This window comes from Halomonas sp. A3H3 (assembly GCF_000982975.1).
GTDB lineage: Bacteria > Pseudomonadota > Gammaproteobacteria > Pseudomonadales > Halomonadaceae > Vreelandella > Vreelandella titanicae.
Window position 1 is genome coordinate 3440523 of record NZ_HG423343.1, and the last position, 12641, is coordinate 3453163.

Annotated in this window: 11 protein-coding genes; 8 read left to right on the forward strand and 3 right to left on the reverse strand. The window is 52.2% G+C overall.

The window, feature by feature from the left end:
* Positions 1 to 19: 19 nt before the first annotated feature.
* The 8 genes from HALA3H3_RS15310 (at position 20) to HALA3H3_RS15345 (ending at position 9724) form a co-directional block, all read left to right on the forward strand.
* A complete protein-coding gene (locus HALA3H3_RS15310; RefSeq protein ID WP_022522468.1) occupies positions 20 to 1750 on the forward strand; it encodes a dihydroxyacetone kinase family protein in 1731 nt (576 codons plus the stop codon).
* Between the two features lie 71 nt (positions 1751 to 1821).
* Positions 1822 to 2757, forward strand: a complete 936-nt coding sequence (locus tag HALA3H3_RS15315) for a sugar-binding transcriptional regulator (RefSeq protein ID WP_233974185.1) — start codon at positions 1822 to 1824, stop codon at positions 2755 to 2757.
* Between the two features lie 434 nt (positions 2758 to 3191).
* Positions 3192 to 4298 carry an MDR/zinc-dependent alcohol dehydrogenase-like family protein gene (locus HALA3H3_RS15320; RefSeq protein WP_022522470.1) on the forward strand — a complete coding sequence of 369 codons (1107 nt, stop codon included), beginning with the start codon at positions 3192 to 3194 and terminating at the stop codon, positions 4296 to 4298.
* A gap of 58 nt (positions 4299 to 4356) precedes the next feature.
* Positions 4357 to 5001, forward strand: a complete 645-nt coding sequence (locus tag HALA3H3_RS15325) for a DUF2291 family protein (protein WP_022522471.1) — start codon at positions 4357 to 4359, stop codon at positions 4999 to 5001.
* Between the two features lie 9 nt (positions 5002 to 5010).
* Positions 5011 to 6558, forward strand: coding sequence for a sugar ABC transporter ATP-binding protein (locus HALA3H3_RS15330; RefSeq protein ID WP_022522472.1), 1548 nt, complete (start codon positions 5011 to 5013; stop codon positions 6556 to 6558).
* A 25-nt stretch (positions 6559 to 6583) separates the two neighbouring features.
* Complete coding sequence (locus tag HALA3H3_RS15335; protein ID WP_022522473.1) at positions 6584 to 7681, forward strand: ABC transporter permease; 1098 nt, start codon at positions 6584 to 6586, stop codon at positions 7679 to 7681.
* A 78-nt stretch (positions 7682 to 7759) separates the two neighbouring features.
* Positions 7760 to 8713, forward strand: coding sequence for a D-ribose ABC transporter substrate-binding protein (locus HALA3H3_RS15340; protein ID WP_009288677.1), 954 nt, complete (start codon positions 7760 to 7762; stop codon positions 8711 to 8713).
* 105 nt (positions 8714 to 8818) lie between these two features.
* Positions 8819 to 9724, forward strand: a complete 906-nt coding sequence (locus tag HALA3H3_RS15345; protein WP_022522474.1) for a ribokinase — start codon at positions 8819 to 8821, stop codon at positions 9722 to 9724.
* Positions 9725 to 9834: 110 nt separating this feature from the next.
* Here the strand turns inward: HALA3H3_RS15345 and HALA3H3_RS15350 are convergent, their stop codons facing one another.
* The 3 genes from HALA3H3_RS15350 to HALA3H3_RS15360 are packed head-to-tail and all read right to left on the reverse strand — an operon-like array spanning position 9835 to position 12621.
* Positions 9835 to 10623 carry an HpcH/HpaI aldolase family protein gene (locus HALA3H3_RS15350; RefSeq protein ID WP_022522475.1) on the reverse strand — a complete coding sequence of 263 codons (789 nt, stop codon included), beginning with the start codon at positions 10621 to 10623 and terminating at the stop codon, positions 9835 to 9837.
* A complete protein-coding gene (locus HALA3H3_RS15355; RefSeq protein ID WP_022522476.1) occupies positions 10620 to 12146 on the reverse strand; it encodes a tripartite tricarboxylate transporter permease in 1527 nt (508 codons plus the stop codon). The genes HALA3H3_RS15350 and HALA3H3_RS15355 overlap by 4 nt, the downstream gene beginning before the upstream one ends.
* A 4-nt stretch (positions 12147 to 12150) precedes the next feature.
* Positions 12151 to 12621 carry a tripartite tricarboxylate transporter TctB family protein gene (locus tag HALA3H3_RS15360; RefSeq protein WP_022522477.1) on the reverse strand — a complete coding sequence of 157 codons (471 nt, stop codon included), beginning with the start codon at positions 12619 to 12621 and terminating at the stop codon, positions 12151 to 12153.
* Positions 12622 to 12641 lie beyond the last annotated feature (20 nt).

The window sequence follows — 12641 nt, forward strand, 5'->3', positions numbered from 1 at the left end:
CACTCCAGAGGATATAATAATGACACGCCTATTTAATGATCCAAATGATTTCCCTGAAGAAGCTCGTTTAGGTTTAGTAGCTGCTCATCGCGATAAGCTGATGGCTGTGCCGGGAGGTGTCGTACGCAGTACGCGCAGCCAGCCAGATAGTGTTGCGGTCGTGGTTGGCGGTGGTAGTGGCCATTACCCCACCTTTGCGGGGTTGGTCGGGCAAGGGTTGGCCCATGGGGCGGTCATGGGAAATCTGTTTTGCTCGCCTTCTGCACAGCAAGTTTATTCCGTCGCCAAAGCCGCCAACAACGGCGGTGGTGTGCTGCTCTCTTTTGGGAATTATGCGGGGGACGTGCTGCATTTTGGTGAGGCGCGCGAGCGTTTGATTGCGGACGGTATTCCCTGTGAAATCGTGCTGGTCACTGATGATGTCGCCAGTGCACCCTTGGCGGAGCTTGATAAGCGCCGGGGCATCGCAGGTGATCTAACCGTTTTCAAGGCCGCCGCCGCTGCAGCAGAAAAGGGATTATCACTGGAAGAAGTAGTTCAAGTGGCGAAAGAGGCAAATCGCTGCACGCGCTCTTTTGGAGTGGCGTTTGAGGGATGCACGTTACCGGGTGCAGCCGATTCGCTCTTTCATGTGCCCGAAGGCAGGATGGCCATAGGGCTGGGGATTCACGGCGAGCCGGGTATTAGTGAGACGGATATTCCTTCCGCAGATGGCTTGGCAGAAATCCTCGTTGCCCGATTATTGGAAGAAGTTCCTGACGGTATCAGACTCCAAGGAGCGCGGGTGGCACCGATACTCAATGGCCTGGGTACTATTAAGTATGAAGAGCTGTTCGTTATTTATCGCAAGGTTGACGAGTTGCTGCAGGAAGCTGGATTAAGCATTGTGGAGCCTGATGTGGGCGAGCTGGTGACCAGTCTTGATATGGCCGGGGTTTCGCTGACGTTGTTCTGGCTTGATAAAGACATGGAGCCGCTGTGGACCGCCGCTGCGGATGCGCCGGGCTATCGAAAAGGCAGCGTGACGCCAGCGCAGGCGCTGGATCCTGCCGAGGTAGAGGTGGTTACGCAAGATGAGATTCCCGAGGCTAGCGATGCCTCGCGAAAATTAGCGTGCGGCGTCGTTGAATCGCTCGAAGTGCTCGCAAATACGGTCAATGAAAACTGCGAGATGCTGGGCCAGATTGATGCTGTGGCTGGGGATGGTGATCACGGTATTGGTATGCAGCGGGGCAGCAGGGCTGCGCTTGAAGCGGCCAAAGAGGCTCTTGATGGCGGCGCGGGCGCGGAGACAGTGCTGCAGTGGGCTGGGCAGCGCTGGTCAGACGAAGCGGGCGGTACCTCTGGTGCTATCTGGCGGGTAATCTTAAAAGCGATGGGGGAGTCGCTTGGTAATGAGAAGCCGTTATCAGGACAGCGTCTTGCTGCTGGCGTGGTCAATGCCCGTCAGCAAGTAATGGCATTTGGTAAAGCTGAATTGGGCGATAAGACCCTTGTCGACGTGCTGGTGCCTTTTGCCGATGCCCTGTCGTGGGAGGCTGAGAAAGGCCAGGGAGCTTTGGCTTGCTGGGAATCCGCTGCACGCATAGCGAGTGAGGCTGCTGAGGCTACCAGGCAATTAATTCCCCGTGTTGGCCGCGCACGCCCATTGGCTGAAAAAAGCGTGGGTACGCCTGATGCCGGCTCTGTTTCATTGGCGCTGATTATTCAGGCGCTGATTCCTGTGTTGAAAAAGTGTCAAGCAAGCTGACATGATACATGCCCTTCAATAACCCCTGGATGCCGAGGATGAATGGTCAAGACGCTGCAGATATAGACTTAATGACAGAGATTTCAACGCTCTACTATGTGCAGGGGGAGACGCAGGAAGCGATCGCAAATAGGCTCGGGCATTCGCGTGTGCGAATAGGGCGGCTGCTCAAGCGTGCCCAGGCAGAAGGAATTGTCGATGTCCGAGTGCGCCTGCATCCCGCCGTTAGTGTTGAGATTGAGCAGGAGCTCAAACGGCGCTTTGGCCTGAAGCGAGCGTTGATTGCTCTGGATAATGCCGACCCGGATGTGCAGCGCTCGTCAGTCGCTAGTCTAGTGGCAGACCATCTGTCGCGTAGTTTGACCGATGGCCAGATCGTAGCCGTTGGCATGGGTCGTAACGTGGCCGCCGTGGCGGATAACGTTTTCCTGGCGGAGTCGTTGAAGGTTTCATTTGTGTGCGCAATTGGTGGCTCGCTGCGCGCAGGCGAGCATATGAATCCCGATCATATTTGTCGACGTTTGGCGAGTAGGTTTGGCGGTGATAGTGAGACGCTTTATGCCCCTGCGCTGGTACAGAGCGGTGAACTTAGGGATGCATTGTATGAAAACTCTACCGTGCGCCAGACGCTAGACCGGGCTCGCCGTGCGGATACCGCTTTGATTGGCGTGGGTGACGTAAGTGAAGACAGTAATATGGTGCGTATGGGGTGGTTTTCGGCCCAGGAAATTGCAGAAGCACGGCTCTCTGGAACCGTGGGCGATATGATGGGCTATGACTTTATCGATATCCATGGGAAGCCTTCCGCAACGCAGATGCAGGGGCGTGTGGTGGGACTTAATATACAGGATCTCACGCGTATTCCAGACGTTATTGCTATCGCCAGTGAAAATACTAAAGCGGTTGGGATACTGGGGGCGCTGCGTACCGGGGTTATCGATACCTTGGCGACTAGTGTCACTAACGCGCACACCATTCTGCGTCTCGATGAAGCGACTACCGGGTAAGTGCGCTCTTGATTTGTATTCAAAACCTAAGGTTTCTCGGCATCTTACGCTTAGGTCGGCCCAACTTTCTCTGTTGCATTTATTGGCTTTTCTTGGGCATGTGGGCACTCTTTGGCATGCTTGGTTTCCCCCTTGTCCCTCGCTCCGATGTCAGTGATATTTGGCGGGCGCTTGTACATTTGTACGATGCTGGAACATATAGCATGGCTTTAAGTGATGCTTTCGCATGGCCGTAATAATAAATAGTTTCCATTTTTAAAATTTAAATATAAAAAACAAACAATTATGTTATTGGTCTAAAGTATAAGATTAGAAAATTCCATTATGGATTGACTCAGCTATGCTTAAAGCAGTTAATTCATATGTACACAACAAGATCTTTTGTAAAGCGTGCGCCGCTAGCCAAGCAATACAAGATATATTAGGAGTGAGTAATGCATAACACCGATAACAACAATCACACCGAACTGCCTCTGACCATGCAAGCCGTCGTAGCCTACGCGCCTGGTGATTATCGTCTTGAAGAGGTGGGCGTGCCGAAGGTGGGAGAGGGTGAAGTCCTGATAAAGGTTGAAGCGTGCGGAATCTGCGCAGGCGATCTCAAAGCCTATGAAGGCGCCCCCAGTTTTTGGGGAGACGAAACCCAGCCCGCTTATATCAAAGCACCGATGATTCCAGGCCATGAGTTTATTGGTCATGTGATGGCTTTAGGAGAGGGCGTTAAAAACCTTGAGGTCGGTGATCGCGTTATTTCCGAGCAAATCGTGCCTTGCTGGGAGTGCCGTTTCTGTAACCGTGGGCAGTACTGGATGTGCGAAAAGCACGATGTGTATGGATTTCAGCACAACGTAAATGGCGGTATGGCTGAATATATGGTCTTTCCTAAAGAAGCCATTAATCACAAGTTGCCAGATGAGATTCCAATGGAGAAAGCGGTTCTTATTGAACCCTATGCTTGTTCGTTACATGCCGTTAAGCGTGCGCAGATTGAACTGGGAGATGTGGTTGTCCTCTCCGGGGCAGGCACCTTAGGGCTAGGAATGATCGGTGCGATCAAAAAGTCCGGGCCTTCCAAGCTGGTCGTACTGGATCTCAATAACAAGCGCTTAGAACTTGCTAAACAGTTTGGTGCTGACATTGTCCTGAATCCCGCTGAAGTTGATGTTATTGACTACGTTAAAGGCATAACGGAAGGCTATGGTTGCGATATCTATATTGAGGCGAGCGGTGCGGTACAGTCGGTAGAGCAAGGTCTTTATATGATCCGTAAATTGGGTCGCTTTGTCGAATTTAGTGTATTCAAAGAGCCAGTGACTGTTGATTGGAGCATTATTAGCGATCGTAAAGAGCTGGATGTGCTGGGTGCGCATCTAGGCCCTTATTGTTACCCACCTGTCATTGAAGGCATTGGTAATGGTGATTTCCCAACGAATCATGTGGTGACCCATAAGCTGCCGTTAGCCGAATTCCATCAAGGGCTAGATCTAATGCGCAATGACCCTAACGCATTAAAGGTTGTGCTTATACCTGACGGGAAGTAGGTAGTGGAAGTTTCTTATTTATAACTTTTTTATAACTACAATGATAACCGGAGTGATTATGTCGGCGACATTAAATTCGGTGCCCGGTGATAAGCGTATAAAGGTCTATGTGGCAGCTGCTTTTGCGTTAGTGCTGTTTGCACTCATGGCGCTCGATACTAAAGTCATTAGTCTTACTGAACTTGAGAGCGCGGTGGGGTTTTCACCACAGCAATTTGCTCAGGAAACATTTCCAGAGATCCAAGCGTATGTCGAGAATAACGCTGTAAATGCATCGGTATTGGCGCCAGAGGTTCTCCAGGATGCCGGAGCGGCAGGTGAGAAATACGGCGTCGCTGCCGGCATTGGCCATATTGTGCCGGTCTCTTTATCCGGAGTTGCTGTAGAAAGCCGGGGGGGCGTTTACACCCTAGAGGTTGCCGATGTGCCTTCAGATATCGTCATTCGTGTGCAAACAGGCCCAGCCATTAATGGCACTACGCTGAGAGATACAACCGGCAATATTCAATTTGGCGACTTTACCAATCAGATTGAGTACCAAGATGTCGGCGCAGCGCTCAATGATGAAATGAAGCGTCAAGTGCTTGCGGATATTTCCGGGCAAGAGTTAACCGGAAAAACGTTAGAAGTAGTCGGCTCCTTTACCATGATAAATCCCAAAAACTGGCTAATTACTCCTGTGAGTATAGTGACCATTGAGTGAGGGGCGGCTATGAATATCGATAGATCAACAGCGGAAGTGGCTCCACCCGAGGTGATTCTTTCTGCACGCAATATCGAAAAGCGTTTCGGTGCCGTGCAAGCCCTCAAAGAAGTGAACTTCGATATATATCGAGGACAGGTGACAACGCTGTTTGGCGAAAATGGAGCTGGTAAATCTACGCTGATGAAAATTTTGTCTGGTGTCATTGCTCAGACGGCTGGGGAGATTGTATTGGAAGGAGAGAGCGTCAGCTTTTCGTCGCCGTCGGATGCTGAAGCGCTGGGGATTACCATTATTCATCAGGAGTTAAGCTTGGCCCCTAACCTGAATGTGCGCGACAACATTTTTATGGGGCGTGAGCTGACTAAAGGAAGAGGCAGCGTCGACTATAAAGAGGAGGCGCGTCAGGCTGAATTGTTAATGGAGGAGCTGGATGAACCGATCCACCCTCTTACCCTGGTCGAAGATCTACGGGTTGGGCAGCAACAAATCGTTGAAATCGCGAGAGCGCTGTCCAAGAACTCTCGCATTTTGATTATGGATGAACCGACTTCCGCATTGAGTGCCACGGAAGTCGAGACGTTATTTAAAGTCGTCCAGGATCTCAAAAACAAGGGTGTCTCGATTGTTTATATTTCTCACCATTTGGAAGAGGCGCTACAGATTACCGATCATGCCGTTGTTCTCCGCGATGGGGTCATGACTGCTTACGCTCCACGTAGTGATATCGACCTGCAGTGGATCGTCAGGCATATGGTAGGAGAGAGTTTCGATCTTGGCTCACCGCCCACAGGGTATGAGCAGGGCTCCACCGCGCTCTCTATCCAGAACCTTTACATAAGCGACGATAAAGTGGCAGGTCGCTATGTTGTTGAGGATCTTTCTCTTGATGTGCGCGCAGGCGAGATTGTCTGCATTTATGGGCTAATGGGCGCTGGCAGAACTGAGTTATTGGAGTGTGTGGCAGGGCGAACCCGGCAGTCCAAGGGAGATATCTTGCTCAACTCAACTGACGTATCCCATTACAACATTGCACAGCGAATCGAGAGAGGGTTGGTGTTAGTGCCTGAGGATCGCCAGCGTGATGGGTTAGTACCCACCCTGTCAGTCGGTAGAAATCTGTCGTTAGCCAGTATCCATGCGTTTACTCGCAAGGGGCTTACTTCTTCCAGCTTGGAGGCAGAAATGATTAATTCAGCTATCGATAAGGTGCACATTAAAACAGACGGCGGGGAGGCTTCCATTGGTTCATTGTCTGGCGGTAACCAGCAAAAAGTGGTGATCGGTAAGATGTTGGCTACCCATCCAGACGTCATCATACTTGATGAGCCAAGCCGTGGTATCGACGTGGGCGCCAAGGCCGAAGTGTTCAAGTTATTGAGCCAAGGGGCTCGGCGGGGGTTGGCGGTTGTCTTTACAACATCTGAAGTAAGCGAGTGCTTGAGTATTCCACACAGAGTGCTGGTGATGAGCAAAGGACGGATCTCCGCTGAATTCAAACCGGGTGTAACGAAAGATGAAATTATGGCTGCTTCGGGCGAATCAGTTGCTGCATGATTATTCAATCGGATAGGTAATGACTATGTCTCATCACAACAATAACGCGTTACAAGATGAAAAAGGCAGTATCGATATCGTCAAGATTTTGCTGGAAGGTAGGGCTTTTTTTGCATTAATCGTGATCATTATTGTCTTTTCCATGCTCTCGCCTGTTTATTTTTCAACGGGTAATTTTTTAACCATGTCTTCGCATGTGGCTGTTTTTGGCTTGCTAGGCATCGGCATGCTGTTTGTCATTCTGACTGGCGGTATCGATTTATCGGTTGGCTCTACGTTGGCACTTTGCGGAGTGTTCGCGGGTATGTTGTTAGAAGGGGTGGAGATTGAAGCGTTTAATTTGGCTTTCTATCCTTCAGTGTGGGTCGTCGTGGTACTTACTTGCTTACTGGGCGGCCTCGTGGGGGCTATCAATGGCGTATTAGTTGCCTACTTCAAAGTGCCTGCTTTCGTGGCCACACTGGGCATGTTGTATGTCGCGCGCGGAGCCGCACTGCTGCTAACCGATGGATTAACGTTCAATAGTTTAAGTGGTGACCCTACATTAGGTAATACTGGGTTTGAATGGCTTGGGTTTAATAAACTATTCGGTATTCCTGTAGGTGTTTTGATTCTCTTTTGTGCTGCGGTTATTTGCATGTTGGCGCTCAGTCGTACGCCGTTTGGCCGGTGGATTTACTCTACCGGTGGCAATGCGCGTGCTGCAGAGCTATCTGGGGTGCCCGTCAATCGCGTTAAGCTCTCCGTCTACATTATTTCCGGCGTGTGCGCAGCCCTGGCTGGGATTGTACTTGCCTCACAGTTGACCTCTGCTGGGCCAACGGCAGGTACTACCTATGAGCTGACAGCGATTGCTGCTGTTGTTATCGGTGGCGCCTCACTGATGGGGGGACGTGGCACGGTTCGAAATACTTTATTGGGCGCATTTGTAATTGGCTTTCTCGCCGACGGTCTGGTCATCATCGGTGTGTCTGCTTATTGGCAAATGGTCTTCACGGGTAGCGTGATTGTCTTTGCTGTCATGTTAAATAATGTCCAATACAGTGCTAAACACAAGTCCTCTCAACAAGCCGAGAAAACGACAGAAAGTAAGCGTGAAGGTTCTAGAGCAAGTGCTACTTAACGTAGCATTGCTTAGAAGTGTGGCCTGCTCAGGTCTACCGATTCAAAGACCAACAATCATAACTATGAGGTAATAATCATGCTTCCAAAAAGTAAAAAAGTGCTTTTTACAGCTCTCGCCAGTGTCTCGATGCTCTTTAGTAGCTCTATAGTTGCTCAGGACAAGGGACTGATCTCAATTATTGTCAATGATATGTCAAACCCCTATTGGCAAACGGAAGGAACAATTGCTGAGCGTACAGCAGAAGAATTGGGCTATGATGCAAATGTAAGTTCCCATGTGGGTGACACCAACACTGAAAGCAATCAGGTCGATACGGCAATTACCAATGGGGCTAAAGCAATCATTCTCGACCCTGCTAATGCGGACGGTTCCATTGGCGCTGTGCGAAGAGCAATCGAGGCGGGAATTCCGGTATTTATTATTAACGCTGAGATTAACCAGCAGGGATTGGCCAAAGCGCAACTGGTTTCCAATAATGCGCAAGGAGCCGCGTTAGGAGCGCAACAGTGGGCAATGCAACTAGATGGCGAGGGATCCTATATAGAGTTAAAGGGACCCCCTTCTGATAATAATGCTGCGACAAGATCCAATGGCTATGAGACGGTGCTTAGCCAATACCCCGATCTTAGCCTTGCTGCGTCTGACATCGCTAACTGGGATCGGACGGAAGGGCGCAATAAAATGCAGAGTATGCTCCGTTCTCATCCTGATATTCGAGGCGTCATTAGTGGTAACGACGAAATGGCTTTAGGCGCCATTGTGGCTCTAAAGCAGGAGGGGCGGCTAGACGATGTAATAGTAGGTGGTTTTGACGGTTCACCAGATGCTGTTGATGCGGTTCGCTCGGGTGAACTGGCCTATACCGTTCTACAGCCGGTGGCCGTATTTGCAGAACATGCAGTAAAAATTGCTGATCATTACATTAATACCGGAGAAACAGGGTTGGATAGTGAAAAACAGCTTTATGACTGTTTCCTTATTACTCAAGATAATGTAGATAGCTATACCTCCCCCTTTGTGTTGGAATAATAGGTTTTAGAAGAGTAAGCGTTAGAAGAGTAGGTGTTAGAGGAACTTGCCTAGAGGCCAGTCAGCTTTAAAGCTGGCTGGCTTTTTGAATAAGAGGGGGTGTCAATGATCTTTAATTTTGGTTCCATCAATATCGATTATACTTACCGTGTACCCTATTTTGTCCGCCCTGGCGAAACCTTGGAAAGCGGTGATTATAATATTGGGTTAGGTGGAAAAGGCGTCAATCAGTCACTGGCAATAGCGCGCGCCAAAGGAAGGGTGAGTCACTGGGGGCGAGTTTCATCGCTAGATGCCTGGGTGACCAGTGAGCTTGAGTCTGCGGGTGTTGGTGTGAAAGATGTCGAATTGACCCCAGAGCCAAGTGGGCATGCCATTATTCAAATTGACGCACTGGGTGAAAACGCTATTCTTTTGTTCTCTGGCGCCAATCATGGTTTTACGCAGGAGAAAATGACGGCTCTTATTGCGCAAACCGCTCCTGGCGACACAATACTTATTCAGAACGAATGTAACGGGCTTGATCAGCTTATTCCATTAGCAGTGAGCCACGGCTGCAAGGTGATATTTAACCCAGCACCAATGACCTCGAAGGTATCATCACTCCCTCTAGACCAATGTGAACTGCTTTTTTTTAACCGTACAGAGGCCGCCGCTTTATTAGAGATGCCGGTAGAGTCGAGCGCCGCAGATTTGCTAAGGCGTTGTAAAGAATCGCTTGGCGATGTCGAGGTGGTTCTTACCCTAGGTAGCGAGGGGGCTTGGTATCAGCGCAGCAGTGAGACTCTTTTTCAATCGGCTTTAAAGGTAAAGGCCATCGATACAACGGCCGCAGGCGATACCTTTGTGGGTTACTTCCTTGCCGCTAGGCAAGCTGGCCTAAAGCCTTCACAGTGTTTGCAAAGGGCAACAGCGGCGGCTGCCCTGGCGGTTCAAAAACGCGGCGCTGCCAGTAGTATTCCAATGGCGGAAGAGGTTGATAGATTGATGTGTCAACAAGAAGCGCTATAGAGTGCGGCAGCGATTTGTTTTCAGCATTATCTTGGTCACTTTCACTTTATCTTAGCGTCTTCAGAAGGCCGGTGGCAGTGACGCCCCGGCCACTAAGAACCATATCCGAATCAGGACCCTCCGAAATCAGCGGATTGCTCACGCCATAGTGCCGCCTCGTGGCGTAGGGTGCTGGCGAGCAGTGCGATGTCGTTGGGGCCGGCCACGAAGCGGTAGCCACTATTGGTCAGAGTGGTGACATCGCGACCGGGCCCGGTGATGGTGCCCATCCAGCGCCCGCTATTGGCGATGCGGCGCTCAAGATCCTCAATCAGACTGCGTACCTCGGGTGCCTCGAGACGTTCGAGCAAGCCCATTGAGCCCGCCAGGTCGTTGGGGCCGATGAACAGCATGTCTATACCATCAACCTCGGCGATCGCCTCGACGTTATCTGCCCCTTCAGTATGCTCGATTTGGGTGATCAACAGCAGGTCATCGTTGGCTTGACTGGCGTAATCACTGAAAGCGCCGTAGCCTGAGGCGCGTACGATAGGAGCCGCATAGCCACGCTGTCCATGAGGAGGGTAGCGGCAGGCATCGACGATAGCTTGAGCCTGTGCAGCGCTATTGACCATCGGCACCATGATCGAGCGTACCCCCATATCCAGGATCTTCTTCAGGTAGGTGGGGTCGTTGGCGGGAATGCGTAAAACCGCTTCACCACCTGCTGCTTCGATGGCGCGAACTAGATGCGCGGTATGCTCAAGGCTGGAGACACCGTGCTCGTTGTCGATCAGAATGGTTTTCCAACCTGCCCAAACGGCAATTTCGGCTAGTTCGGGGCTGGCGCTTTCCAACCACAGGGCGCTAATGGCTCGACCCTGCTTAAGGGCGAGTTTGGTACGGTTGCGATGGTTCATGGATAGGTTTCCGTTTCCGAAGAGGGGCTAGGGTGGCGACGACGCTGAACACTCTCATAGATACCGCGAGTCAGCAGCAACGCCCAGAGCAGCAGGGTGAGTGTGCCTAGCGCCGCCGCCCAGGGGCGATCGAAGAAGGCCAGCAAGTCGCCTTGGGCCTTCATCATCGATGTCATGAAGTTTTCCTCGACGATTGTGCCGAGAACGATACCCAGTATGGCGGGCGCCAGAGGAAAGCCATTGGCCTCCATGGCGTAACCCAGAACACCCAGCGCCAATACTGTCCAGATGGCAATGATCGAGTTGGTAATGGCGTAAGCTCCCACCAACGAGAACAGTAGTACACAGGGCATGAGTACCCGACGCGGGATACGTATCACCTGACTGGAAGCCATGATCACCAACAGGCCAGCAGGGATCATCGCGAGATTGCTTAGTGCGAAGGCGCCGTAAAGGGTATGTACCAGTTCCGGTGACTCGGTAAATATCTGCGGCCCAGGTGACATCCCGTTGAGTAGCAGGATGCCGATGGCAATAGCCGTGACGCTATCGCCGGGGATACCGAACACCAATGCTGGCGTCCAGGCGCCACCGATAGCAGCATTGTTGGCGGAGCCACCATCGGTTACGCCCTCAATGTACCCCGTACCGTAGCGTTCGGGATGGCGCGAGAAGCGCCGTGAAATCGCATAACAGATCCAAGCGGCGATATCTGCCCCGGCGCCGGGCAGCGCGCCGATCAGGGTGCCAAGTACGCTGGAGCGGGCGATGTTGCGCTTGAAGCGGCGCAGTACGAGCGCTGCCTCATGCAGCGCTTTGGAAAATGACTCTTGTGCTGCATTGGCAGGTTGGTCGCGATGTCCTATCTGTGCACTGCGCAGAATCTCGCTGAGCGCAAACAGGCCGATGATGGCGGGAATAAAGCTAATGCCATCGAACAGTTCGTAATTGCCGAAGGTGAAGCGTGGATGGCCGACGGCGACATCGATGCCGATAGTGGCGATAAATAGGCCGAGGAAGAGGCTGGAAAAGCTCTTGGCGACGCTACCGTTACTAGTTAGTACCGCGCAACTCAGTCCTAGGCAGGCCAGCCAGAAGGTTTCGAAGCTGGAAAACTGCACTGCGACACGGGCCAACTGAGGGGCAATGAGCGCTAGAAGGGCGACACCCACCAGGCCTCCAATGCAGGCGGCGAACAATGACACCATCAGCGTCGAGCGGGAGCGTCCTGCGCGTGACAGGCGGTAAGCGTCCTCGACGTAGGCCGCGGAGGCGGGCGTGCCGGGGATACGCATCAAGGTGCCGGGCACGTCGCCAGCGAAAATCGCTGTGGTAGTTGTGGCGACAATGGCGCTGATGGCGATCAACGGATCCATGAAGTAGGTAAAGGGCACCAGAAGGGCCACCGCCATGGTAGCGGTTAGGCCCGGCATGGCGCCGATAAAAGTGCCGTAGAGCGTGCAGGCGAGGATGACCGCTAAGGACGTTGGGCTGAACAGGGCGGCGAGAGTAGAGGCGCTCATACAATCACCATGCCATTGGCGTCAGCAGGCCCCAGGGGAGCGGGACGCGCAGCAGTGAATAGAACAGCAGATGCACGCCGATCACCAGAGGGAGTGCTAGCAGCACTGCGCCCCCAGCACGCATCCCGAAGATCAGGGCTGTGGCGGAGACTGCCATGAAGGAAGCAATATGAAAGCCCAGGAGATCGAGCAATAGGCCATAGCCGAGTATCACGATCAGCAGGGCCATGGGGCGTGCTGCCATCCTCCAGCCTGTTTGCCGAGGTGGCATTGTCGAAGTGCTCGGCGCCTTCCGTCGTCCCCGCGACCCAAAGCCGATTAGCGCTCCGCAAACTATCAGGCCAATCGCCGCGATAGAGGGAAACAGGCCGGGGCCGTACTCCAGCCCGGCCAGGGACGGGAAGGTTGAGGCGCGCCAGAGCACCAGTGCGCCGAAGAGAACCAGTAGGCTCCCCGACAATCGATCATTGCACATGAACACCTCCTGCTTATCAA